The following is a 22,738-nucleotide window of genomic DNA, read 5'->3' as shown; positions in this document are numbered from 1 at the left end:
TTGAACACTTAAGTTCTTTTAAGTTGAACATATAATATATAAGAAGTACATATAAGTTTTTTGAAAGTTTCTGACTTTCATAATGACTAATATTCGTTGGATTAAAATTCCCCTCCGTGGAGGGGTGGCGAAAATTCAGAGAATTTTTGACGGGGTGGTTAACGCTCACAATCAACAATCATAAAAAAGGGCAATATGTTTATAAACACAATGCCCTTTGTTATTTTATCGTTCTTCTTACAATTACTCTCCCACTTCAAAAAGTAACCTCTCCCCGAATTTTTCTTCTGCAATTTTACCGTTATCATACACAAGATGTCCGTTGATAAAAGTCTGGGTTACTTTGGAGTGTAAATTCATTCCTTCCAGCGGGCTCCAGCCGCATTTGTAAAGGAGATTGTCTTTAGCTACAGTCCAGTCTGCATTTAAATCAACCAAAACAAGATCCGCCTTATACCCTTCTCTTACAAAACCTCTTTTCTCAATTCTGAAAAGTATCGCAGGATTGTGACACATTTTTTCAACAATCTTTTCCAAAGAAATTTTTCCCGAGTGATAGTTTTCCAGCATTACCGGTAACGAGTGCTGCACCAAAGGTGCACCGGAAGGGCATTTTGTATATGGATTCAGCTTTTCTTCGGCCGTGTGCGGGGCATGATCTGTAGCAATTACATCAATTCTGTCATCCAGAAGGGCTTCCCACAGTGCATCTTTGTCTTTCTGTGTTTTTACGGCAGGATTCCATTTGATCAGAGAGCCTTTAGTTTCGTAGTCTTCATTGGTAAACGTCAGATGATGGACACATACTTCAGCTGTAATTTTTTTATCTTTTAAAGGAATATCATTTCTGAACAGCTCCATCTCTTTTGCGGTTGAAAGATGGAATACGTGAAGCCTTGCTCCTGTTTTTCCCGCCAATTCAATGGCTTTGGAAGAAGATTTATAACACGCTTCCTCACTTCTGATCAGGTGATGAAATTTTACAGGAATATCTTCCCCATATTCATCAAGATATTTCTGGGTATTGGCTTTGATTGTCGCTTCATCTTCACAGTGGACAGCGATCAGCATTTTTGTGCTGCCAAAGATATTCTCAAGTGTTTCAGGATTATCTACCAGCATATTTCCTGTGGATGAGCCTAAGAATAATTTAATCCCCGGAACATTTCTCGGATTTGTTTTTAAAACTTCCTCCAGGTTATCGTTTGTTCCGCCCATCATAAAACCGTAGTTCGCGTATGCTTTTTGAGCCCCGATTTCATATTTATCGGCCAATAATTCCTGAGTAACAGCATTAGGAACCGTATTGGGCTGATCTATAAAGCTTGTAACTCCTCCTGCAACGGCAGCTCTGGACTCCGTTTCAATATCACCTTTATGTGTCAGTCCCGGGTCTCTGAAATGCACCTGGTCGTCTATTACACCCGGGAGAAGATATTTTCCGGAACCGTCAATGATCCGATCTGCTTCCTCAGAAATATTGGAGTTTATTGTAGAGATCAGGTCATTTTCTATTAAGATATCGCTTTCGAAGATCTTACCTTCGTTCACAATCTTTACATTTTTGATTAGGGTCTTCATTTTTAGTTTAGAAATTAGATGTTACAAGTTAGAGATGTCAGAAAATTTTTTAAATCAAAAATTATAAGTGATTGGTAAACTGCAATCATTAATTTCTAACTTCTGATATCTAACATCTACAAAAAACAAAATTAAGGTTTATGAATGAATTTTAATGTCGCCGATTATAAATCAATTTCTAAATATTTACATTTGCATAAAAATTTCACACTTTGAAAAAACTTCTCAACGAGACAATTATATATGGAATTGGGGCCATCATGCCAAGGATAATTGTAGTATTGCTTAATTATTTGTTCATTAAAAATATCAACAACAGCGATTTTGCAATATTTACCAATCTTTATGCATTAATTTCATTTGTAAATATTGTGCTTTCCTTTGGCTTTGAAACTGCCTATTTCAGATTTTCATCTGATAAGGATAACGAACAGAAAGTTTTCAATACATCATTCTGGTTTTTGACAGGATTATCAACTGTATTTTTGCTGCTTGTTTTACTGTTTAACCAACCTATTGCCAATATTTTTGGTTATGAAAAAACTCCTGAGTTTATCAGATGGTTTGCATGGATTGCTTTCTTTGACAACCTTCTCGTTATTCCTTTGGCATGGTTCAGATTTCATAATAAGCCCATAAAGTATACTGCTATCCGGGTGATACAGGCCATTTTCCAAAGTATTTTCGCAATTGCACTATTCCTTTATATTCCGCAGGAATTTTCATTTAAATTAGGCTTAAAAGAAAAAGTTTCTTATCCCTTCTTCAGTAATCTGGCTGCAAGTGGTTTAGGATTTTTACTTGTCTTACCTATTATTTTAAAGGTTAAGTTTCAGTTTTCAAGAGATCTTTTCCTGCAGATGATCAAGTATTCATGGCCCGTAATGATAGCAGGATTGGCCTTCATGGTAAATGAAAATTTTGATAAATTCATTCAGAAATTTATTATTAATGATGCTGAAGCGGGAGCTTATGGAGGATGCTATAAAATGGCTGTTCTAATGACTCTTTTTGTCACAGCCTACAGAATGGGAATTGAGCCTTTCTTTTTTAAACAAATGCAGAATGAAAATGCTAAACTTACCTATGCAAAAGTGACTGAATACTTTTCGTTTTTTGCATCCGTAGTTGCTTTAGGAATTATTGCCAATGTTTCGTGGATAAAGCTTTTACTGGTTCCCAATAGCAGTTATTGGATTGCTATTAATATCATCCCCATCATTGTGATTGCCAATTTATTCTTCGGGATTTATTATAACCTTTCCACCTGGTACAAAGTAACGGACAGAACAAGAGTAGGAACTTATATTTCCTGGACTGGTGCGGTTATTACGATTATTTTAAACTTTTTATTTCTAAAAGAATATGGTTTCATGGTTTCTGCATGGGTAACCTTAGCCGCTTATTTTGTGATGATGGTTCTTTCCTACTTTTTAGGTCAAAAATATTATCCCATCCCTTACAGAATGAAGAAAATATCATTTTTCATCATCCTGTTGGCAGTTTTCAGTTATGTGATTGTAGAATTATTCGATTACAATTTCTGGATCGGAAACCTTTTATTCCTTATGTATGCAGGTATCCTGGTGTATTCAGAAAAAGATATGCTGTTATCAAGAATCAGGAAAAACTAATTTATGGCCTTTAATTTGATACTATTGAGGTCTTTTTAAAAAATTAAACAGAAGATTAATAAAGATGATAATTATTATAATCACCAATGATTTTAATGATTACCTTTAGCCTAATCAAAATAACAAATAAAACATTGTCATATTATTTATGAAAATAATTGTTCCTATGGCTGGACGTGGTTCCAGATTACGTCCACATACACTGACAGTTCCAAAACCTCTTATCCCGATTGCAGGGAAGCCTATTGTACAGAGACTGGTAGAAGATATTGCTAAAGTGGCAGGCGAAAAGATTGAAGAAGTAGCATTTATCATTGGGGACTTCGGACCGGAGATAGAAAAATCTCTCCTTCAGATAGCCGAAAAACTGGGAGCAAAAGGCAGTATATATTATCAGAACGATCCGCTTGGAACAGCACATGCCATTAAATGTGCGGAAGATTCCATGCAGGGAGATGTGGTAATTGCCTTTGCAGACACGCTTTTCCGTGCAGATTTCCAGCTGGATAAAAATTCGGATGGGGTGATCTGGGTAAAAAGCGTAGAAGACCCTTCAGCTTTCGGAGTGGTAAAATTGGATAACTACGGTTTTATTACCGATTTCGTTGAAAAACCTCAGACTTTCGTTTCAGATCTTGCCATCATTGGTATCTATTACTTCAACAGTGCCGAAAAACTGATGAATGAGATCAATTATATTATGGATAATAATATAAAAAACGGAGGCGAATACCAGCTGACAACAGCACTGGAAAACCTTAGGGCAAAAGGAGCAAAATTCACTTTAGGAAAAGTAAATGACTGGATGGACTGCGGAAACAAAAATGCCACCGTAGAAACCAACAGTAAAATCCTTGAGTATGAAAGAGAAGCAATGCTTAACCACCCTGCATCAGCAGTTATTGAGAATTCATTGATCATTCAGCCTTGCTTTATCGGTGAAAATGTACAAATTTCCAACTCAAAGATAGGTCCCGGCGTTTCACTGGGGAATAATACGATCATTGTCAATTCCAATATCGAAAATTCTCTGATCCAGGAAAATACAAGAATCAACCATGGGAATCTTTCCAACTCAATGATTGGAAATTCTGCACAATACTTTGGAGTTTCCCGTGAGATCTCTTTGGGTGACTACTCAGTTTTAGATTTTTTATCTAAATAGATCAGAAATAATTAATATAAATAAGATACATTCAAACCACATAACATTTGTTGTGTGGTTTGGCGTTAATATTGCAGCGTATTTTTTTTAATCGAAAGACAAAATACATGAAAAACTGGATCCCGATACTTCTCCTGTTGCTTACCCTATCATCCTGTAAAACAAGAAATGCAGCTAAAAACAACGGCAGCAGCCAGGATAGTACCGTCATAACAGAAGACAACAGAAATCCCAAAGATGCCAATGAGCCGGTGAGAGACAAACTTACCTTCTACGAGCATGTACTTCTTCCTCCAAAATTTGACCAGATTAAGATCAACAGTAAAGTGAATGTGGAAACCGGAAACTTTATCCCAACCCTTGACGCCGTCATCTATATTGAAAACGATAAAAAAGTATGGATGAATCTTCAGGCATTTTTATTTACTGTAGCAAGAGGTATTGCTACGCCTGAAGGAATCAAAGGACAGGACAAAACCAGCAAAACCTATATTGATTCAGATTTTGACTATTTAAATAATTTACTGAATGTGAATTTTATTGATTACAAATCACTGGAAAAAATACTGCTGGGAAGAACCTTTGTGAAGATCAGTGATTCCCAGTTTACACTGACTAAAAATATGCAGGGCTTTAAAATGGTTTCCAATACCAACCAGAAAATTGTTACAGATCAGAAAACCAGAGAATACAAAATTGAGCTTCAGTATGATACAAATTATGATCTGCTGAGTGTGAATTTAAAGGATGTTTTATCTCCTGATGAGCTCGAAATCTCTTACAGCAACTGGGATGAATACAATGGAATCCGCCTTCCAAAAAATGTTAAAATAATTATAAAAGGCTCAAAATCTAGCCAAATTTTACTGGAAAACACGAAATTTGACTTTTCGAGGATGGAAACAGCTTATTCTGTACCATCCAGTTATAAGAAAATTGAGATTAAATGATTAAAAAATTTAGCTTTTTAATAGGTATTCTACTGTTCGGCCTGTATCAGGGACAGCAGAACAAGGAACAGCTTCAGAAACAGAATGCCGATCTTAAAAAACAAATTGTACAGATAAATACAGACCTGGCTAAAACCAGAAACGAATCTAAACTTTCAGTAGCCTATCTTAATAATGTCAATAAAAAACTGACATTAAGGGAAAAAGTATATACCAATACACAGAAAGAAAAAAGGTTTATTGAAGATGAGATCTATCTGCGTCAGCTGGAGATCAACCGTCAAAATAGAGAGCTGGCAGTTCTCAGAAAGAATTATGCTGACGTGCTTGTCAACGCTTATAAAAACAAAGGGGTACAGAACAAAGTAACCTTCATTCTTTCTTCCAAAAACTTAGGGGAAGCCATCAGAAGAGTTCAGTATCTGAAACAGTACGCTGACTATCAGGATAAAAAAGCTGCAGAAATAAGCAACGCAGCTGCCCAGATCAAAAAATCAATCGCACAGAAACAAAACTCCGCAAGAGAAAAAGAAAATCTCTTGGCTAACCAGCAAAAGGATCTGGCAACCATTAATGCAGAAAGAGCACAGAAAGAACAGCTGCTGGCAGATTTCAAGAAAAATGAAGCCAAGCTTACCGTAGAACTTAAGCAGAAGCAGGTTCAATCTAAGGCATTAGAAGGACAGATCAGAGCTATCATCGCAGAAGAAATCAGAATAGCAAAAGCGGAAGAAGAAGCCAGAAGAAAAGCGGAAGCTGAAAAAATCCGTATGGCCAAAATAATTGCGGAAAGAGAAAAAGCAAGAATTGAAGCAGAGGCAAAAGCCAGAGCTGAAGCATTGGAAAGAGAAAGAAAACTGGCAGAAATTGAAGCTAAAAAAGCTGCCGATCTTGCCGCTAAGAGAGCTGAAGAAGAGAAAAAACGTAATGAAGAGGCCGCAAGAGCTGAAGCCAGTGCAAAAGACGAAGCCAGAAGAGTAGCCGCCAAAAAAGCATCTGACGAAGCGAATGCAAGAGCAAAAGAAGCCACAGAAAAGCTTGTTGCCGCAAGAGCAGCAGAAGCCGCTCTGAATAAGAAGAAAGAAGAAGAGAAAAAAGCCGCCGAAACCAAAGCAATGACCAGCTATGGAGTAACTACAACTCCAGGTAGCAGTTTTGCAGACAGCAGAGGAAGGCTTGGCTATCCTGCAGACAGAGCGGGACAGGTTACCCACCGATTCGGAAGACAGCCACACCCGGTTTTCAAAAATATTGTTGAGGAAAATACAGGTATTAAAATATCAGTTCCATCGGGTACCCGTGCAAAATCTGTATATCCGGGATCCGTCTCTTCGGTATTGGCCAATAGTGACGGAACAAAAACTGTTATGGTAAAACACGGAAACTATTTTACGATCTATTCCAACCTGGGAAGCGTAAGCGTATCCAAAGGTCAGCAGGTTTCTTCCGGTACTCCTGTAGGTACGGTAGCTCAGGATTTCGATGGTTCTTATACTCTTGACTTCCAAGTATGGAATGGAAACACGCCAGTTGATCCATTAGGTTGGATTTCATATTAAAAAAAGCGTAACTTTGCAAAAATCTTAAGAGATGAACACACTAACAATACTTGCCTTATCTTGGCAGCACATCCTTATCGTAGCTATACTTTTGGTATTGCTGTTTGGAGGAAAGAAAATTCCGGAATTAATGAGAGGAGTTGGTTCAGGAATCAAAGAATTTAAAGATGCGGTGAAGGAAGAAGACAAACCAGGTTCTGAAAACAAAACCTCTTCTACCAATAATAATAATAATACGACCAGCAACTAAAATTCCTCAGCCATAATGAATTTTACTGAGACTGCATGGAAAGTCTTCAATCAATCGATCGAAGATTATCACGTGTCCGATGACGTTAACGCTCTAATTAATAACCCTTTCGAAAAAGATAGTTTGGAACGGATTTTGTATGCAAAGAACTGGATTGATACCGTTCAATGGCATTTGGAAGATATTATTAGAGATGAAAATATTGATCCCGCTGAGGCTCTTCAACTGAAGAGAACAATAGATGCATCCAACCAGAAAAGAACAGATCTGGTAGAATTTATCGACAGCTGGTTCCTTACAAAGTTTGAAAATATAACTCCAAAACCTGATGCAAAAATCAATACAGAAACACCCGCTTGGGCTGTAGACAGATTATCAATTCTTGCATTAAAGGTTTATCATATGTCATTAGAAGCCAATAGAGAATCTGCTTCTGAAGAGCACCGTGCCAACTGCCAGGCTAAACTGGATGTACTGCTTACTCAGAAAGAAGACCTTTCAACTTCTATTAATCAGTTGCTTACTGATATTGAATGCGGTAATGTTAAGATGAAAGTATACAAACAAATGAAAATGTATAACGATGATAGTCTTAACCCGATCCTTTATCAAAAGGGGCAACAGAAATGAGAAAACTATTTTTTTTTGGAGTACTATTATTAATCATAACTTCCTGCGCAACGGAGAAGCTTAACCTTTCGCCGTTGTCAAATAATTTTTACAGCGAAACCAAAGGTTCTGATTCCGACAGAGGGGCAAAAAAAGGCTTTGATATCAATATCAAAGAAAATGTAAATGCTTCTGAAATTTCAAATCTGATTTCTACTTTTCCCAAGTTTAAGAATAACAGTTTGAATGATGAAGTGACAAGCCTGAAATACAGCCTTCAGAATTATTTATATGCCATTGATGCCAACAATTCGCCGGGAAAGAGCAGAGCCATTAAAAGCTTCGAAAAATCATACAAGAAAATTCAGAAACTCAGACAACAGCTTAACAAAGATGATGATGAAGTTCTTAACAGATATCTGGTCCGTTTAAAAACCAATATTTCTGTAATCGAAGATTCTTTAATTAAAAACTAAACACTATTAATGATTAAAATTCAGGCAGAAGCCAATGTTCCTACGGAGCACGGCTCTTTCCGAATGATCGCTTTCTCTGAAAACGAAAACGACTGGATGCCGCACATGGCCATCGTAGCAGAAAATACAGATTTTTCAAAACCGGTGAACGTACGTTTCCATTCTGAATGCATTACCGGAGAAGTTTTCCATTCAAAAAAATGTGAATGCGGACAGCAACTGGATGCCGCAATGAAATATATCCATGAACACGGAGGCATTATTGTTTATCTCCGTCAGGAAGGAAGAAATATCGGAATCATCAATAAGCTGAAAGCCTACTCGCTTCAGGAAAAAGGTTTTGATACCGTTCAGGCTAATTTGGAACTGGGACTTCCCGCTGATGACAGAAACTTTGGAGTTGCGATTGAAATCCTTAACCTTTTAGAGGTGAAAGATATCAATCTTCTGACCAACAACCCTGAAAAGGTAAAATATGTGGTCAACAGCAATATTCACCTCAATTCAAGAGTACCTTTACAGATCCCGGCCAATGAGATGAGTAAAGGCTATTTAAAGACAAAAAAAGACTTCTTTGGACATCTTCTGGATGACAATGATAACTAAATAAAAAAAGCTTCAGAAAATTTCTGAAGCTTTTTTTATACCGGATTAATTTCTCTCTAATAAATGTAAGTCTATCCTATAATATTAAAATAATAATTGATAGGTGAGAGAGTAAGGCCTGAAATCCATGTCAAGGTTTAAAACCTTGACATGGATGCTTTCCCGCACTCGAGGTGATTTTATTATTCAATAATACAACTGTTATAAAATTATTTTTTTCTTCAACAATTCATACTTCAGACTTGCTTACTTATTGACAACATAAAAAATACCTTATCCTGAACTCAGGTTCAAATAAGCAAAAGCTCCGGAATTTCTTCCGGAGCTTTTTAATAATTATAAAAAACTGAAAAGATATTCTTACTTAGTGACTTTAGTCTGAATTTTAGACTCGTCAATATTGTAATATTTAATTACACTGTTGTAATCTTCATAGTTAACTGCTGCTTTTGCACTTTTTCCTGTTTTTGCAGGAACAACTACTACTCTGAAGTTTTTATTTTGGTAATAACTAGGATTAGCCGTTAAGCTAAAAGCAGTTGTAGAGTTTATGTTAATAGTAATTCCAAATTTGCTGAAATCAAATAAATAATCTACAGCATCATTAGCTAAATTTCCAACATAATAAGTATAAGGAAGCAGCTTCCAAACCGGCGCGCCGCCATCTGTACCATTTTGCATGTAAATAAGAACTACATCAGATTCTACTAGCGGACTGTTAAAATCATCACTGAATCTATAAAGGTTATCATTTACTTTGGTAAAGCTTGGGCTAATATCATATGCTGTTGAATAGGTATCATAGTCCACCGGATTCTGTGTAACAACATCATCATCATTGTCACAGCTATAAGCTGTAAAGCCTACTGCACCCAGAAATAAAAAGAGAAGTATTTTTTTCATTTTTAGAAAAGTTTAGTTATTATTTATAAAGCGTATTCAAATCATATACCAAAAATTGCAAAAACTTTGTTTTCATCATTTTTTTAATTGTATTTTTGTTCTTATTCAAAAGATCATGAAGAAATTGTTATATACTTCCCTCTTTATTTTTTCATTAATAAGCTTTACAGCCAAAGCTCAGTACCAGCCCAAAAACATTTCAAAAGAAGACCTGAAAAAGGCTCATCACTGGGTTGATAAAACCTACAGATCACTTTCTCAGGATGAAAAGTTGGGCCAGCTGTTTATTGTAGCACTTTACACGAATAAAGGAGAAGATTATATTAACCAGATCAGAAATATTGTGGTTAATGATAAGATCGGAGGACTGATTTTAATGCAGGATGATGCTGCAAGAGAAATCAGTTTGGTCAACGAGTTCCAGCAGAAATCAAAAATTCCGATGATGATCGGCATGGATGCAGAATGGGGTTTGTTCCAAAGAATTGCCACAGCACATAAATTTCCATGGGCCATGACTCTTGGTGCGATCCAGGATAAAAGCCTTATTTACCAGATGTCCGCCAAAATCGCAGAAGACTGCCACAGAATGGGGATCAACTGGGACTTCGCACCGGTTGTGGATGTGAATACCAACCCGGATAATCCAATTATCGGAAACAGAAGTTTCGGCTCAGAGGTAGATAATGTAATCAGTTCTGCATTGTCTTATTCCAACGGTCTTCAGGATAATACGATTCTTGCCGCCATCAAACATTTCCCGGGACATGGTGATACCAGTACAGATTCTCACCTGGATCTGCCCGTAGTTTCGCATAGTTTGGAAAGATTAAATACCGTTGAACTAGCTCCTTTTAAAGCCTTAATGGATAAAGGAATCGGTGGTGTGATGGTAGCTCACTTATATGTCCCAAGCCTTGAATCCGGCAAAGGAATTCCTGCTTCGGTTTCTAAAAATATTATTACTGGGGTCTTAAAAGATAAACTGGGCTACAAAGGTTTAATTATTACTGATGCACTGAACATGGGTGCTGTAGCTAATAAATATAAGCCTGGCCAACTGGATGCCCTTGCTTTTAAAGCCGGGAATGATATTATGCTTTTTTCTCAGGGAGTTTCAGAAGGGAAAAAATTAATTCAGAAAGCGATTGAAAACGGTGAAATCCCACAATCAAGAGTGGAAGAAAGCGTAAAGAAAATTTTACTGACAAAATATTTCTTAGGCCTTAATCAGTACACTCCAAAAAATCCCGAAAACATCAATAACGACCTGAACAATGATTCTCACAAAACATTGGTGCAGAATCTTTATGCCAATGCACTGACCCTGTTAAAAGATGATCAAAAACTGCTTCCTGTTAGTGGAAAACAGATTTATTACGTTCCTCTGGAAGAAGCTCCTTATCAGACTTTCGCGAATCAGCTGGGATCAAATGTCATAATTAAAAAAGCAAATGAGATCAATACAATTCCTGCAGGTTCTACCGTAATCGTAGGATTCCACAAGGATAATTCAACAGCATACAAACCTTATAAAATTTCGGCAGAGTCTAAGAAAGTTCTTGCTGATCTTACCAAAAATCAAAAAGTTATTTTAAGTGTTTTCGGAAGTGCTTATGCTTTAAAAGACATTGATATTACAAAAGTATCTACCGTTCTTGTCGCTTATGAAAATAATGATGACTCTATGACGGCAGCAGCCAATGCTCTGAACGGAAAGACAAAAATATGGGGCAGACTACCTGTTCTGGTTAATGATCAGCTGAAGGCAGGTATGGGAGTCGACAGTGTTCCGCCATCTGCTTCAAATATGAATACAACAGTTTTTACAACATCAAAACAACAATAATCTAATGAAAATAGGCATACTTTGCTATCCAACATACGGCGGAAGCGGAATTGTAGCAACAGAGTTGGGAATGTCTCTGGCCAATAAAGGCTATGAAGTCCATTTTATAAGTTCTGCACTCCCCGCAAGACTAGACATTACCAACCCGAACATTTTCTTTCACAGAGTGAATGTACAGACCTATCCGCTTTTCCAGTATCAGCCTTATGATATTGCACTAAGCTCGATGATCTATCGTGTAGTAAATCTTTATAAGCTTGACCTGTTACACGCTCATTATGCCATTCCTTATGCCTACGCTGCATTTACAGCCAAACAGATGCTGAAAGAGGATCATAATGACATCCCATTGGTCACTACGCTGCACGGAACAGATATTACCCTTGTAGGACAGCACCCGAGCTATAAACATGCTGTAGAATTTTCCATCAACCAGTCGGACGCGATTACTTCAGTTTCTGAGAGTCTGAAAAAGGATACGCTGCAGTTTTTCAATATCAAAAAGGAAATACAGGTGATTACCAATTTCATCGACAATTCTGAATTTGATGACTGCACAGAATGCCAGAGAACCCAGTTTGCCAATCCTGACGAGAAAATTCTGATCCATGTTTCCAACCTTCGTCCTGTAAAACGTGTAGAGGAAGTATTGCAGATATTCAAGAGTGTTGAGAAAAAGGTAAAATCAAAACTGATCATCATCGGTGAAGGGCCGGATATGGAAAAAGTGAATCAGTTTCTGGAAGAAAATCCTGAGCTTATTTCAAAAATCCGCTTATTAGGAAAAGTCAATGATCTGTACAAGATCCTGCAGCTGTCTGATGTGTTTTTACTTCCATCCGAGCAGGAAAGCTTCGGTCTGGCAGCTCTTGAGGCTATGGCCGCTTATACTCCTGTCATCAGCTCTAATGCAGGCGGAATTCCTGAAGTAAATATCCAGGGAGAAACAGGATTTTTAGCTGAAATTGGAAATGTGGAGGCTATGAGCAATTACACCATCAAGCTGCTAAGCAATGATGAGCTTTTAACCAAAATGAAAAAAAATGCGAAAGATCAGGCTATAAAATTCGATTTAAAAAACATTCTTCCTATATACGAGGAAATGTATAGAACGACTATAGAAAATTTCAAAAAAGAGCCGGCGAAAGTATAATATTTCTATTATATTTATCGTCACTATGACGGAAAAACTGCTTCAATATCTTTGGAACTATAAGGTTTTCAAACATTTTGACTTCAGGGATATTGAAGGGCATTCCGTTGAGATCATCAGCTTTGGGAAGTGGAATACGAATGCAGGCCCTGATTTTCTCGATGCAAAGATTAAAACGAAAGGCCTGGTTATTGCCGGAAATATCGAGCTGCACCTGCGTGCCTCCGACTGGGTATTCCATAACCATTCACAGGATCCTAATTACAACAACATTATCCTTCACGTCGTGTATCAGAATGATGCTGAGATCGACGACCTTGCCTCAAAAAATGTTCCTACTCTGGAACTGAAAGATCATATTGACCAGAATATTCTCTGGAAATATGAAAAAATGATCAACGGAACTCAGTTTATTCCCTGCGAAAATATTTTTGACCCCAATAAAATCCCTCTTAATTTTCACGAAAGCAATGTCCTTAAAAAGCTGGATGAAAAGTCTCAGGAACTGGAAAAAAGCTTAGAAAAACATAAAAACAATTTTGAGGCGGTACTTTTTCACAGTCTGGCCTATTCTTTCGGATTAAAAGTAAATGCCCACATGTTCAGACAGATTGCTGAGTCCATAGATTTCAGTATTGTTAACAAAATCCGCCAGAATGAATCGCAGCTGGAAGCTTTATTATTTGGTATTTCAGGGTGGCTAAACCATCCAAAGGATGAAAGAACAGCAATGTGGAAAAGGGAATTTGAATTCATCAGGAAGAAATTCAGCATCCCGGATCTGACATTGCACCCGAAGTTTTTAAGGCTTCGTCCGCCCAACTTTCCCACCATTCGTCTTTCCCAGTTGGCAGATCTTTATTACAGGCATCAGAATCTGTTTTCAAAGATCATTAAAGCTGATAACATAAACAAACTGTACGAAGTTTTTGAACCGGTAAAAGCTTCAGAATATTGGGATTTTCATTTCAATTTCGGAACCGTTTCAACATTTCAGCCTAAAATATTAAGCAGGAATTTCATTGAACTGGTGATCTTAAATACGGTGCTTCCTTTAAAATATACCTATCACAAATATCATAATGAGGAAATTGCAGATGAGATCCTGGAACTGTATAAAAACATTAGTCCTGAAAAAAATTCCGTAACCTCCGGATGGAACAATCTTGGGCTGAAGGTTAGCAATGCGCTGGAAAGCCAGAGCCTTATTTTTCATCATAAAACCTCGTGTGAAGAAAAAAATTGCTTAAATTGCAGTATTGGATTTAAACTTTTAAAAGAATCTTCAAATGTTTGATAATATCCGCCACAAAATGGAAAGAGAATGGTTTGGTGTTCTTACGAGAATGGGCGCTAAACTGGGAATCCCTGTATCCAAATTAAGGGTTTTCTTCATCTATTCTACTTTTGCAACTGCCGGCTTTTTCTTTCTGATCTATCTGGGGCTTGCATTCACGCTTTGGATCAAAGATATTTTTATCACAAGAAGACCTAGCGTTTTTGATTTATAATTATGGAATTTTTACCGATTACTTCTGCCGAAGACTATAGAGTCCAGGACATCTATACGTCTTATTCCAGCACTTTTCCCGCAGATGAGCAAAGGGACTGGAAACAATTTACTGCTTTATTTTCAAATCCTCATGTCAAAGTAATTTCTGTACTTCATGAATCCCAGGCTATTGGCTATCTTATTATCTGGGAACTGAGTTCTTATGTTTTTGTAGAGCATTTTGAGGTTTTTGAGGCATTCAGAAGCCAGAAACTGGGATCACATATTACAGGATATCTGTTTAAAAATTATCCCAGAATCATTTTGGAAATAGAACCTGATCATTTGGGTGATGATGCCAAAAGACGTTATTCTTTCTATCAGAAAAACGGGTTTACACTGATTGATAAAATGTATGTACAGCCAAGTTATGGTGAAGGAAAAAAACCTCTTGATCTTTGGCTTCTGGCCAATTATACACCTGAAGATCTGAAACGCGTAAAAGACGAAATTTATGATGTTGTGTATCATTAAAATATAAAAACCGCCGGAGATTTTCCGGCGGTTTATTTTTTTGTCCACCCCGTCAGATCTTCGATCTGCCACCCTCCGTAGGAGAGGAATAGATAGACGGCTATTTACAGAGGTTTTTAGTTAACTTCGTATTCCAGTTTTATAGTAATATTGGCTTCTTTTTCTTTGGAAGAAGTATTGAATGTTCCGCCGTAAGAATAATCTTCATTGGAATTGGGTTCTGTAATCTGGATCACTCCCATTGTGGCCTTTTTAAGATTTCCAAGGCTGCTTCCTGAGTTTTCCGCAATTTTCTCTGCCCTTTCTTTAGCATCTTTGGTTGCGCTGGCGATCATTTCCTGTTTGACCGTGGCCAGCTTGGTGTAAAAATAAGATGGTGCCGAAGAAGTAAATTCAATACCGCGGTTAATGATCTCTGTAATGTTTCTGGAAAGATTTTCAATTTTCACAACCTCTTTGCTTTCGATAGATACTTTTTGGGTAAGGTTGTAGCCTGAAAATTCACCCTGAACATAGTTTCCGTTAGCATCATTATAGCTTCTGAACTGCTTTTGAATATCTACAGAGGAAAACACAATCTCGCTCTGTTTGATCCCTTTTGAAACAAGATAATCGTTGATTACTTTTCTGTCTACAGCCAGCTCATCATAAGCTGCTTTTAAATCAGAATTATTTTTGGAAAAACTTCCGGACCAGGTGATCAGATCGGAAGTAAACTGCTTGGTACCCAATCCGGTTACGGAAATGGTATTCTCAGATTTATTTCTGTTTTTAATAGCATTTCCTAAAAAGGTAAGCCCAAGAACGAATCCCAGTGCTCCGACTGCTACCGCCATAATATTTTTATTCATAGAAAATTGTGATTGATTTATTTAAACAAATGGTACATCAATTTCTATTCCGAATTTTAAGAATTTTTTAACATTATTGCTGTATTTTTTTCAGCTTCAATCTTTCAAGGTAAACTGGCATGGTTTCTTCCATTCTCAATAATACTCCGGATAAGTTTTTTGCTTTTACATATGTGCGTACCTGGGGCTTAGCCTCAAAAGAATACTGTATAAATTCTGAGATTCTTTCTTCCGGGATTCCCGCCTGAGTAAAGTATTCATTATCCACTCTATTCCGTACCCATGCAATATGTTCCTGCAGATCATCATACCTGTACTGCCTTTTCTGGCGCCTTGCTTTTCCGCTTATAAGATCATAAGCTCCCTGCACATCCAGGCTTCCTAAAAGTATCGGAAGAAGTACCTGTTTCACTTCCGCCGGCTTTTCCCGCATCTTTCCAACAGGCTGGGGTAAGCCTACAGCCTGTCGTACCATCTCGCCTTTATCCACTTTTGAGGCCAGCCTTGAATCTGTTTCAAGGTCTCCGGTTGGTTTTTTAACCACTTTTACCTCTTCTATTTCTTTTGGTATCGGAATCAGAACAACCAAAAGCTCGGAACTGAATCCGTTAGCCGGAACTATAGCAGAAACCCTTCTGAAATCTGCTTTTACAAACCTCAGCTCATCATTTTGGTAAGCTTCAATAGAGAACTGTCCCATAGCATTGGAATAGGTTCTTTGATCACTGGACATATTGATAATGGTTACTGAACTGAGACTTTCACTACTATCATCGGTAATACGGCCCGTAACCGTCTGCTGTGAGAAGAAACTATTAAAGACAAACACAAGAAGAAACGACACTTTCTTCCAGTTATCAATGTTCATATTTGCAACCCTGAAGTTCATACTGTCGGGTTAAACATTATCCAGTTTATGAGTTTTTTTGTATTCCGCAAAGGCTACTTTTAATTCATACTCTACAATATCTGCCTTAAAGTTTTTTCTGTATTTTTTTGCCATCATTCGGGTATCATTGGCATAGACTAAAAAATAATCTATCTGGTCTTCATTCATACCATATTTCCTCAGGAACTGTAAGTCTATTTCTTCTTTCACTCTTTTGATAAAATCCTGTGTTTCTGTATAATTAGCTTTGGTAATTTTAAGTTCTGTCGCTTTTTTGAACAAACCTACAGCAGCATCCAAAACTCCTAAAATGCTTACCTGCCCGGCATTATAATCCGGTTTAAATGTTTTTGAAACGGTATTATCCGGTAAAGCTTCATTCAGTGGGCTTTTCATATACTCATTCAGCTCTGATCTTAAAGAAACCACTTTTCTGGATTCATTAAGATGGTTGTTGTCCCGTTCCAAATTACCTGTGGGTTTATATGTGATCTTTACTTCAGGAATTTCTATTTCAGTTTTGTCAAGGTTTATCATTAAAGGGGAAGTGAAATCTTCCTTCTTCATCTTTTTATCAAAACGGTAATATCCTTCTTTTACAAATCTAATTTCATCATTTTCCGACGCTTCTATCGTAAAGTTCCCTGCAGTATCACTCAATGTACTTTTCCTGTTGGAAACATTGATAATTAAAACCGGGTTTATATTTTTTTTGCTGTTATCTGTCACTGTTCCGGTTATCTGCTGTTGGGAAAAAATTTCTGCAGAAACAAAAAGAGGAATTACGTAAAGGCTTTGTTTAATATAAGTTCTCATGTATGTTTATCTTTGAGTCTGTGGAGCGCGGTAAGAGGAAATTCTCGTCAGTACAAAACGTTGAAATCTATAAAGATCAGCATCACTGCAGAAACCATATTTCAGAATAGCTTTCCTTTCAAAGCCACCTGCCAGAACATAGCTTATAAAATGATCTATCTGAGACTTTTCAATTTTTAAATCCGTGAAGTATTCCTCACCAAGAGCTGTTTTCAGATAACTGCCGAGATCAATATCATCCCACTTGTTTTTCACTTTCCCAATAGAAAATCCCTGCCCTTTTGGCTGTACAAATTCTCCGGGTTTCGCCGCCAGTATTCTTGGGTCTGATTTCTGTGCAATATACCCGTCAATATCTTTGATCAGCTTTTCTACCTTTTTAGGTCTGTTCAGGTTTTTTGCATCAATTTTAAGATCACCAGTAATTCCCTGCCTGATTTCTACTTCGGGAATCAATATGGTGGCTCTTTCTAAAGTAATATTAATGGGAGATTCTATATTTTCTCTGGAAACTTTTTTAACGAGCCGCTCATAACCTGCCTTTACAAAACGAAGTTCATCACCTACCCTTCCGGAAACCATAAAGTGGCCGTCGCGGTTCGTAACCGTTCTTTCATCAGTTCTGATATTAATTACAGTTACATCCGGAATTTCCGAGCTGTCTTCAGAAGTCACTTTTCCAAAAATGTAATTCTGGGCATGAGCATTAACGAAAAGAAGGGTGGTAAAAAAAAAGAGTAGTTTAAATTTCACGGACAGTTTTTTATTAAGCAAATCTAAAATTATTTTTAAAGTAAATACCAAGTTTAACCACAGTTAACGTGTTTTAGGATTTCTTTTTGATTTTTGCTTGATAAACTGTTAAATCACCACTCTGAATTGTTAAAATTTCACTTAAAAATTAGCTAACTTGCAGTCTCAATTCTAAATTCAGCAATGCAAAATTCTTATACAGTGATCAATGCTTCAGCCGGGTCGGGGAAAACATATGCCCTTGTCCAGAGGCTTCTGATGATCTGTCTCCGCTATCCCAACCAGCAACAGTCGATCCGGAATATTCTCGCGCTTACATTTACGAACAAAGCTGCCAATGAGATGAAGGAGAGAATTTTAACCTGGCTTGGAGATTTTTCAGCGGACAATTTTGCGGAAAACAGTGATCTGAAAAACATTCAGAAATCATTTGAGGCTGATGGTTTGAGAATCACAATCGATGAGCTCCACAGCCGTTCCAAAAAACTGCTGGATTATGTGCTTCACAACTATTCAACACTGAACATCGGAACCATTGACCGTTTTAATTCAAGGCTGGTAAGAAGCTTTTCATACGAATTGGGTCTGGCTAAAAATTTTAACCTTGAAATTGAAGCCGAGCCTTATCTGATCGAAGCTGTGGATAAAATGCTTGACCAGATCGGTGAAAATGAAAGCATCTCGAATTCATTTATGGATTATGTGGATTACAGCCTGGAAAACAATGAGAGAATTAACCTCAATAAGAACCTTTACGATTCTGCAAAAGAGTTTGTAAAAGATATCCACTACGAACATCTGAAAAGCAACAAAAGCTTTGATGACACGAATTACGAGACGATAAAAAATACGCTCAGAAAAGAAATCGTTCAAAATAAAAAACGGTCTGCTGAACTTGCGACCCAATCCATTGAGCTGTTCCGGTCCAGAAATATTGAGATCGAAGATTTTGCCCAGGGAAAAAACGGAATCGGAGGATTTTTCACCAAGGTTCAGGATTTTTACAATCAGAAAAGACCGGGGTTCCCCTTTCCCACAACACTTGAGGAGTCAGTTGTCAGCAATTACAGAAAAGGAGCATCTTCAAAATCCAAGAGCAAGGAACCTGAGATCTTTGAGATCCTGGACCAGCTTCTTGATCACAGAATGCAGCTGATCCTTCTGTATATTGAAACTCAAAAGAAGGAAAAGATTCTGTCTGCACTTCTTCCGTTGAAAGTGAATAAAGACATTCAGGATGAATTAAGAAAAATTGAGGAAGAGAATGATCTCGTTCTCCTATCAAAATTTAATATTCTTATCAATGAAAATCTGAAGAATGAGCCGTCAGCCTTTATTTATGAAAAGGTAGGCTCACAGTTTCAGCATTATTTCTTTGATGAATTTCAGGACACATCGGAACTGCAGTGGCAGAATTTTGTTCCGCTGCGTGATCATAGTGTTTCTACGGAAAATACTTCTTTTACTCTGGTAGGAGATCCGAAACAGAGTATCTACAGATTCCGGGGTGGAGAAAGTAAGCTGATGCTGGATATTATCAACAAGAAGGAATTTTCTCCAAAAGAAGCATCTCTTCTTGTGCTGAAAGATAACTGGCGGAGCGCTAAAAATATTGTGCAGTTCAATAATGAGCTGTACCGGTATCATTCGGAAGGATTGGAAGACGAGCACCGGAATATTTTCGGGGAAGATGCCGAACAAAGCTCTAAATCCCAGATCGAAGGACGTGTAAAAGTAAGCCTGATCGAAAATATGACGAATGAAGATTTTTATAATGATACTTCGGAAAGAATGCGGAAGGACATTCAGGAAAGCCTGGATAATGGCTTTAAATTTTCTGATATTACGATCTTATGCCGTGGCAATTTTGATATTTTCAGCTATTCTCAAAAACTGGGAAATCTGAAAGTGAACTACCGGGGGGAAGAAACCAATATCAAAACAATTTCCGATAAGGGTCTGACGCTGGAACTATCCAATACTTTAAAGGCGGTTATTGAATTTCTTCGATGGGAAATTAACCCTAAGAATAAGCCCAATCTGATCATGATGATGTATTACCTGAATGCTTTGGGAAGGATTCAGATGACAGATTTCACCTTCGAAATGAAGGAAATCCTGGATATAGAAACCCATGAAGAGATTCTTCAGTTCATCGGTAAAACCTATTCCCTGAAGCTGAAACAGGAAAATTTCCCAAGATTCAACCTGTATAATTTTGTGGAATATTACATCAATGAATTTGCTGTGGAAAATAAGGAAACGGATTTTCTTCTGAATTTCCTTGAAATGCTTTTCAACTTTACACAGAATGCCGGAGCCAGCACAAAAGAATTTTTGAAGTACTGGGATGAAGAGGCTTCTGCATATACTATCCAGGCTTCGGAAAATATTGATGCCGTACAGATCATGACCATTCATAAATCGAAAGGACTGGAATTCCCGATTGTATTTATCCCGATGATGAATAAAAACCGGGACAGTGAATTCACTAACTGGTTTGATACGAATAATGACGATGCTTTGAAATCAGTCAACATCAATCAGTTCAGTAAAAACCTTGAAGTTTATGATGAAGAAATAGAGGCATTTAACAAAAAGAATTCCTATAAAAACTTTATCGACAGGCTCTGTCTTCAGTATGTAGCCACTACCCGTCCTGTTGAGCAGCTGTTTTTCTATCTCCAGAAGGCAAATAAAACGGCCAATAATCTTGAGTTGCTGGAATTCTTTAACGAAAAGAACAAAGAGAACGCCGATGAATTCGATCTGTATGAAGTGCATCCGGAAATGCTGAAAAAGCATTCTAAAGACAAAACATCGTTATTTAAGACCAAGGATATTGAGAACCTTAAAAATATTAATGAAAACAGAGCGTCCATAAAGATTGCGACTCCTTCCAAAAATTACCAGGTACGGAATGAAAAGGTAAGGATCGGGCTTTTTGTCCATGAATTACTTTCGAAAATCAATACGGAGAAAGATACGGCCAAGGTTCTTGAAAGCTATGTTCTGGACGGACAGATCACATTGGAAGAGAAAAATGAGATCCAGGAAACTTTAGTTCAGATTATCAGAAAATACGCTGAATTTTTTGACGAAAAATGGGAAGTGATCAATGAAAAGGATATTATGATCTCAGAAAGAGGGCAAAGCCATATTTTCAGACCTGACCGTATCCTGAAGAGTGAAGAAGGCTATGTAATTGTAGATTTTAAAACGGGTGAAGAAACGGAAAAGAATAAGCAACAAATTGAGAATTATAAACGTATTCTGGAAAGTCTGGGAAGAAAAGTGCTAAAGACACAGCTTATTTATCTATAGCGGGAATCTCTACTATCATTTTCCACAAAGTTTTCCACATTAGGATGTTGATAAGTTTAAAACAAGACATCAAAATACTGATTATCAAAAGAGTATAAGAAATTAAAAAAAATAATATTATTCACAATCTAAATTACATCTTTCACATAATTGTGGATAACTTTATAAACTAAAGAAAATCGCCCCGCCGTTCTCCGAACGGCGGGGCGATTTCTACAATATATAGTAATTAAGCTGTTGTCGCAGGTACAAAAACCCTCTGAGACAATTCCTGATCGAAAAGATAGAGTGCAGACGGATTGTCGCACACCATCTTGATTTTTGTAACATATTGTGAAGCGCTAGCCTCTTCTTCTACCTGCTCGTTGATGAACCACTGCATAAAAGATGTTGTTGCAAAATCTCCTTCATCATTAGCATTTTTCACAATATTGAAAATACTTCTGGTTACTTTTTTCTCGTGTTCCAATGCTTTTTCGAAAATATCAGTAGCATTTTCGAATTCATGCGGAGGTTTTGCAATCTCTCCGATAATGATTTCGCCGCCTACGTCATTTAAAAAATCAAACATTTTATCTGCATGCATCAATTCTTCTTTGCTCTGAACTCTGAAGTAATTCGCAATCCCGTCAAGGTCTTTTCCTGAAAACCAGGCAGACATTGAAAGATAATATTGTGCGGCATATTGTTCGTGAGCTATCTGTTCGTTAATTAACGTTGCAATTTTTTCGCTGATCATAAGTATAAATTTATAGTCAAAAATAAGCAATAAAAGCCCGACATCAAAGGTTTTAATGAAAATTAATACAAAAAGGACGGGAGAAAACCCGTCCTTCATACATTAAAAAATCAAAATTATGAACTGTTATTTTGCTTCCTGAACCGCAGTATTCATAGGCTTTTTCATCATTTTCCTATCCTTCATTGTCACTCTTCTCTGCTCCATTTTTGCTTTTCTGTCGGCCTGCCATTTATCATATTGATCAGGCGTCAGAATCTTCTTCATATCTGCATCCATCTGAGCTCTTTTAGCTTTCATATCCTCCATTTTAGCCTGTCTTGTTTCTTTATTTTTGTCAAAGTCGGCTTTCATTTCAGACTTTCTTTTTTCATGAAGGCTTTTAATCTGTGCTACCTGAGACTCGTTCAGATTAAGATCTTTCTGCATCTGATCAAGGTGCTCCTGTTCTCTTTGCTGCATTTTTTGCTGCATCTCTGCTCTTCTGGCCTGTTTGTCCTGTGGAGTTGTTGTGGTCTGTTGTGCCATTGCAAAACCTCCTATTCCGATAAATGCTATTGCTAAAACTAATTTTTTCATCTTAAAAAATATTTAATTAATTGTTA

The 22,738-nt window shown here is 37.2% G+C and carries 22 protein-coding genes; 14 read left to right on the top strand and 8 right to left on the bottom strand.

The features are described 5' to 3' along the window. Positions 1 to 243: 243 nt before the first annotated feature. Positions 244 to 1,581, bottom strand: coding sequence for a dihydroorotase (locus tag AC4IFE_RS04955; RefSeq protein ID WP_490755303.1), 1,338 nt, complete (start codon positions 1,579 to 1,581; stop codon positions 244 to 246). Positions 1,582 to 1,793: 212 nt separating this feature from the next. On the opposite strand from AC4IFE_RS04955, the gene AC4IFE_RS04950 reads away from it, so the two are divergent. From AC4IFE_RS04950 to ribA, 8 genes are all read left to right on the top strand, one after another. Further along, on the top strand, positions 1,794 to 3,215 hold the full coding sequence (locus AC4IFE_RS04950) for a lipopolysaccharide biosynthesis protein (protein ID WP_490755301.1): 1,422 nt from the start codon (positions 1,794 to 1,796) through the stop codon (positions 3,213 to 3,215). A 148-nt stretch (positions 3,216 to 3,363) separates the two neighbouring features. After that, entirely contained in the window at positions 3,364 to 4,380 is a 1,017-nt protein-coding gene (locus AC4IFE_RS04945) for a sugar phosphate nucleotidyltransferase (RefSeq protein ID WP_111957258.1), read from the top strand. Between the two features lie 107 nt (positions 4,381 to 4,487). Then, positions 4,488 to 5,330 carry a lipoprotein insertase outer membrane protein LolB1 gene (gene lolB1, locus AC4IFE_RS04940; protein WP_490755299.1) on the top strand — a complete coding sequence of 281 codons (843 nt, stop codon included), beginning with the start codon at positions 4,488 to 4,490 and terminating at the stop codon, positions 5,328 to 5,330. Further along, positions 5,327 to 6,889, top strand: coding sequence for a peptidoglycan DD-metalloendopeptidase family protein (locus tag AC4IFE_RS04935; RefSeq protein WP_490755297.1), 1,563 nt, complete (start codon positions 5,327 to 5,329; stop codon positions 6,887 to 6,889). Before lolB1 ends, AC4IFE_RS04935 begins: the two co-directional genes overlap by 4 nt. Before the next feature lie 31 nt (positions 6,890 to 6,920). Continuing rightward, positions 6,921 to 7,139, top strand: coding sequence for a twin-arginine translocase TatA/TatE family subunit (locus AC4IFE_RS04930; RefSeq protein WP_490755295.1), 219 nt, complete (start codon positions 6,921 to 6,923; stop codon positions 7,137 to 7,139). A 15-nt stretch (positions 7,140 to 7,154) separates the two neighbouring features. Then, positions 7,155 to 7,769 carry a DUF4254 domain-containing protein gene (locus tag AC4IFE_RS04925; protein WP_306840360.1) on the top strand — a complete coding sequence of 205 codons (615 nt, stop codon included), beginning with the start codon at positions 7,155 to 7,157 and terminating at the stop codon, positions 7,767 to 7,769. Next, complete coding sequence (locus tag AC4IFE_RS04920; protein ID WP_490755293.1) at positions 7,766 to 8,224, top strand: hypothetical protein; 459 nt, start codon at positions 7,766 to 7,768, stop codon at positions 8,222 to 8,224. Before AC4IFE_RS04925 ends, AC4IFE_RS04920 begins: the two co-directional genes overlap by 4 nt. 9 nt (positions 8,225 to 8,233) lie before the next feature. Continuing rightward, positions 8,234 to 8,830: a GTP cyclohydrolase II gene (gene ribA / locus AC4IFE_RS04915; RefSeq protein ID WP_490755291.1), complete on the top strand. Its 597-nt coding sequence runs from the start codon at positions 8,234 to 8,236 to the stop codon at positions 8,828 to 8,830. 360 nt (positions 8,831 to 9,190) lie between these two features. Here ribA and AC4IFE_RS04910 read toward each other — a convergent pair whose 3' ends face one another. Then, on the bottom strand, positions 9,191 to 9,733 hold the full coding sequence (locus AC4IFE_RS04910; RefSeq protein WP_490755289.1) for a hypothetical protein: 543 nt from the start codon (positions 9,731 to 9,733) through the stop codon (positions 9,191 to 9,193). Positions 9,734 to 9,848: 115 nt separating this feature from the next. Between AC4IFE_RS04910 and AC4IFE_RS04905 the strand changes: the two genes are divergently transcribed. The 5 genes from AC4IFE_RS04905 to AC4IFE_RS04885 are packed head-to-tail and all read left to right on the top strand — an operon-like array spanning position 9,849 to position 14,761. Beyond that, positions 9,849 to 11,582 (top strand): glycoside hydrolase family 3 protein, encoded by a 1,734-nt coding sequence (locus tag AC4IFE_RS04905; RefSeq protein ID WP_490755288.1) that lies wholly within the window; start codon positions 9,849 to 9,851, stop codon positions 11,580 to 11,582. Positions 11,583 to 11,586: 4 nt separating this feature from the next. Further along, positions 11,587 to 12,735, top strand: a complete 1,149-nt coding sequence (gene bshA, locus AC4IFE_RS04900; RefSeq protein ID WP_490755286.1) for an N-acetyl-alpha-D-glucosaminyl L-malate synthase BshA — start codon at positions 11,587 to 11,589, stop codon at positions 12,733 to 12,735. Positions 12,736 to 12,760: 25 nt separating this feature from the next. After that, positions 12,761 to 14,032, top strand: a complete 1,272-nt coding sequence (locus AC4IFE_RS04895; protein ID WP_490755285.1) for a DUF2851 family protein — start codon at positions 12,761 to 12,763, stop codon at positions 14,030 to 14,032. Further along, entirely contained in the window at positions 14,025 to 14,246 is a 222-nt protein-coding gene (locus AC4IFE_RS04890; protein WP_034712816.1) for a PspC family transcriptional regulator, read from the top strand. Before AC4IFE_RS04895 ends, AC4IFE_RS04890 begins: the two co-directional genes overlap by 8 nt. A 2-nt stretch (positions 14,247 to 14,248) precedes the next feature. Continuing rightward, positions 14,249 to 14,761 (top strand): GNAT family N-acetyltransferase, encoded by a 513-nt coding sequence (locus AC4IFE_RS04885; RefSeq protein ID WP_490755283.1) that lies wholly within the window; start codon positions 14,249 to 14,251, stop codon positions 14,759 to 14,761. A gap of 116 nt (positions 14,762 to 14,877) precedes the next feature. On the opposite strand, the gene AC4IFE_RS04880 is transcribed toward AC4IFE_RS04885, so the two are convergent. The 4 genes from AC4IFE_RS04880 to AC4IFE_RS04865 form a co-directional block, all read right to left on the bottom strand. Beyond that, positions 14,878 to 15,612 (bottom strand): SIMPL domain-containing protein, encoded by a 735-nt coding sequence (locus tag AC4IFE_RS04880; RefSeq protein WP_490755282.1) that lies wholly within the window; start codon positions 15,610 to 15,612, stop codon positions 14,878 to 14,880. A gap of 73 nt (positions 15,613 to 15,685) precedes the next feature. Next, positions 15,686 to 16,501, bottom strand: coding sequence for a carboxypeptidase regulatory-like domain-containing protein (locus AC4IFE_RS04875; protein WP_490755281.1), 816 nt, complete (start codon positions 16,499 to 16,501; stop codon positions 15,686 to 15,688). 9 nt (positions 16,502 to 16,510) lie between these two features. Continuing rightward, entirely contained in the window at positions 16,511 to 17,317 is an 807-nt protein-coding gene (locus AC4IFE_RS04870) for a hypothetical protein (protein WP_490755279.1), read from the bottom strand. Positions 17,318 to 17,323: 6 nt separating this feature from the next. Then, positions 17,324 to 18,070 (bottom strand): carboxypeptidase-like regulatory domain-containing protein, encoded by a 747-nt coding sequence (locus tag AC4IFE_RS04865; RefSeq protein ID WP_490755277.1) that lies wholly within the window; start codon positions 18,068 to 18,070, stop codon positions 17,324 to 17,326. Between the two features lie 168 nt (positions 18,071 to 18,238). Between AC4IFE_RS04865 and AC4IFE_RS04860 the strand changes: the two genes are divergently transcribed. Continuing rightward, positions 18,239 to 21,394, top strand: coding sequence for a UvrD-helicase domain-containing protein (locus AC4IFE_RS04860; protein ID WP_490755430.1), 3,156 nt, complete (start codon positions 18,239 to 18,241; stop codon positions 21,392 to 21,394). Positions 21,395 to 21,623: 229 nt separating this feature from the next. Here the strand turns inward: AC4IFE_RS04860 and AC4IFE_RS04855 are convergent, their stop codons facing one another. Together AC4IFE_RS04855 and AC4IFE_RS04850 are read right to left on the bottom strand one after the other, a co-directional pair. Beyond that, a complete protein-coding gene (locus AC4IFE_RS04855) occupies positions 21,624 to 22,133 on the bottom strand; it encodes a ferritin (RefSeq protein WP_034725863.1) in 510 nt (169 codons plus the stop codon). A gap of 126 nt (positions 22,134 to 22,259) precedes the next feature. Further along, positions 22,260 to 22,712, bottom strand: a complete 453-nt coding sequence (locus AC4IFE_RS04850; protein WP_490755276.1) for a DUF4890 domain-containing protein — start codon at positions 22,710 to 22,712, stop codon at positions 22,260 to 22,262. Between the last annotated feature and the right edge of the window lie 26 nt (positions 22,713 to 22,738).

The sequence above is a fragment of the Chryseobacterium sp. UF-81 genome (genome assembly GCF_058245105.1).
The sequence above is the reverse complement of the archived record's forward strand: the minus strand, read 5'-3'. Positions and strand labels throughout refer to the sequence as shown.

Coding starts and splice junctions, on each gene's coding strand:
- AC4IFE_RS04955 (WP_490755303.1), bottom strand. CDS start 1,581: ATGAAGACCCTAATCAAAAATGTAAAGATTGTGAACGAAGGTAAGATC.
- AC4IFE_RS04945 (WP_111957258.1), top strand. CDS start 3,364: ATGAAAATAATTGTTCCTATGGCTGGACGTGGTTCCAGATTACGTCCA.
- lolB1 (WP_490755299.1), top strand. CDS start 4,488: ATGAAAAACTGGATCCCGATACTTCTCCTGTTGCTTACCCTATCATCC.
- AC4IFE_RS04935 (WP_490755297.1), top strand. CDS start 5,327: ATGATTAAAAAATTTAGCTTTTTAATAGGTATTCTACTGTTCGGCCTG.
- AC4IFE_RS04930 (WP_490755295.1), top strand. CDS start 6,921: ATGAACACACTAACAATACTTGCCTTATCTTGGCAGCACATCCTTATC.
- AC4IFE_RS04925 (WP_306840360.1), top strand. CDS start 7,155: ATGAATTTTACTGAGACTGCATGGAAAGTCTTCAATCAATCGATCGAA.
- AC4IFE_RS04920 (WP_490755293.1), top strand. CDS start 7,766: ATGAGAAAACTATTTTTTTTTGGAGTACTATTATTAATCATAACTTCC.
- ribA (WP_490755291.1), top strand. CDS start 8,234: ATGATTAAAATTCAGGCAGAAGCCAATGTTCCTACGGAGCACGGCTCT.
- AC4IFE_RS04910 (WP_490755289.1), bottom strand. CDS start 9,733: ATGAAAAAAATACTTCTCTTTTTATTTCTGGGTGCAGTAGGCTTTACA.
- AC4IFE_RS04905 (WP_490755288.1), top strand. CDS start 9,849: ATGAAGAAATTGTTATATACTTCCCTCTTTATTTTTTCATTAATAAGC.
- bshA (WP_490755286.1), top strand. CDS start 11,587: ATGAAAATAGGCATACTTTGCTATCCAACATACGGCGGAAGCGGAATT.
- AC4IFE_RS04895 (WP_490755285.1), top strand. CDS start 12,761: ATGACGGAAAAACTGCTTCAATATCTTTGGAACTATAAGGTTTTCAAA.
- AC4IFE_RS04890 (WP_034712816.1), top strand. CDS start 14,025: ATGTTTGATAATATCCGCCACAAAATGGAAAGAGAATGGTTTGGTGTT.
- AC4IFE_RS04885 (WP_490755283.1), top strand. CDS start 14,249: ATGGAATTTTTACCGATTACTTCTGCCGAAGACTATAGAGTCCAGGAC.
- AC4IFE_RS04880 (WP_490755282.1), bottom strand. CDS start 15,612: ATGAATAAAAATATTATGGCGGTAGCAGTCGGAGCACTGGGATTCGTT.
- AC4IFE_RS04875 (WP_490755281.1), bottom strand. CDS start 16,501: ATGAACTTCAGGGTTGCAAATATGAACATTGATAACTGGAAGAAAGTG.
- AC4IFE_RS04870 (WP_490755279.1), bottom strand. CDS start 17,317: ATGAGAACTTATATTAAACAAAGCCTTTACGTAATTCCTCTTTTTGTT.
- AC4IFE_RS04855 (WP_034725863.1), bottom strand. CDS start 22,133: ATGATCAGCGAAAAAATTGCAACGTTAATTAACGAACAGATAGCTCAC.
- AC4IFE_RS04850 (WP_490755276.1), bottom strand. CDS start 22,712: ATGAAAAAATTAGTTTTAGCAATAGCATTTATCGGAATAGGAGGTTTT.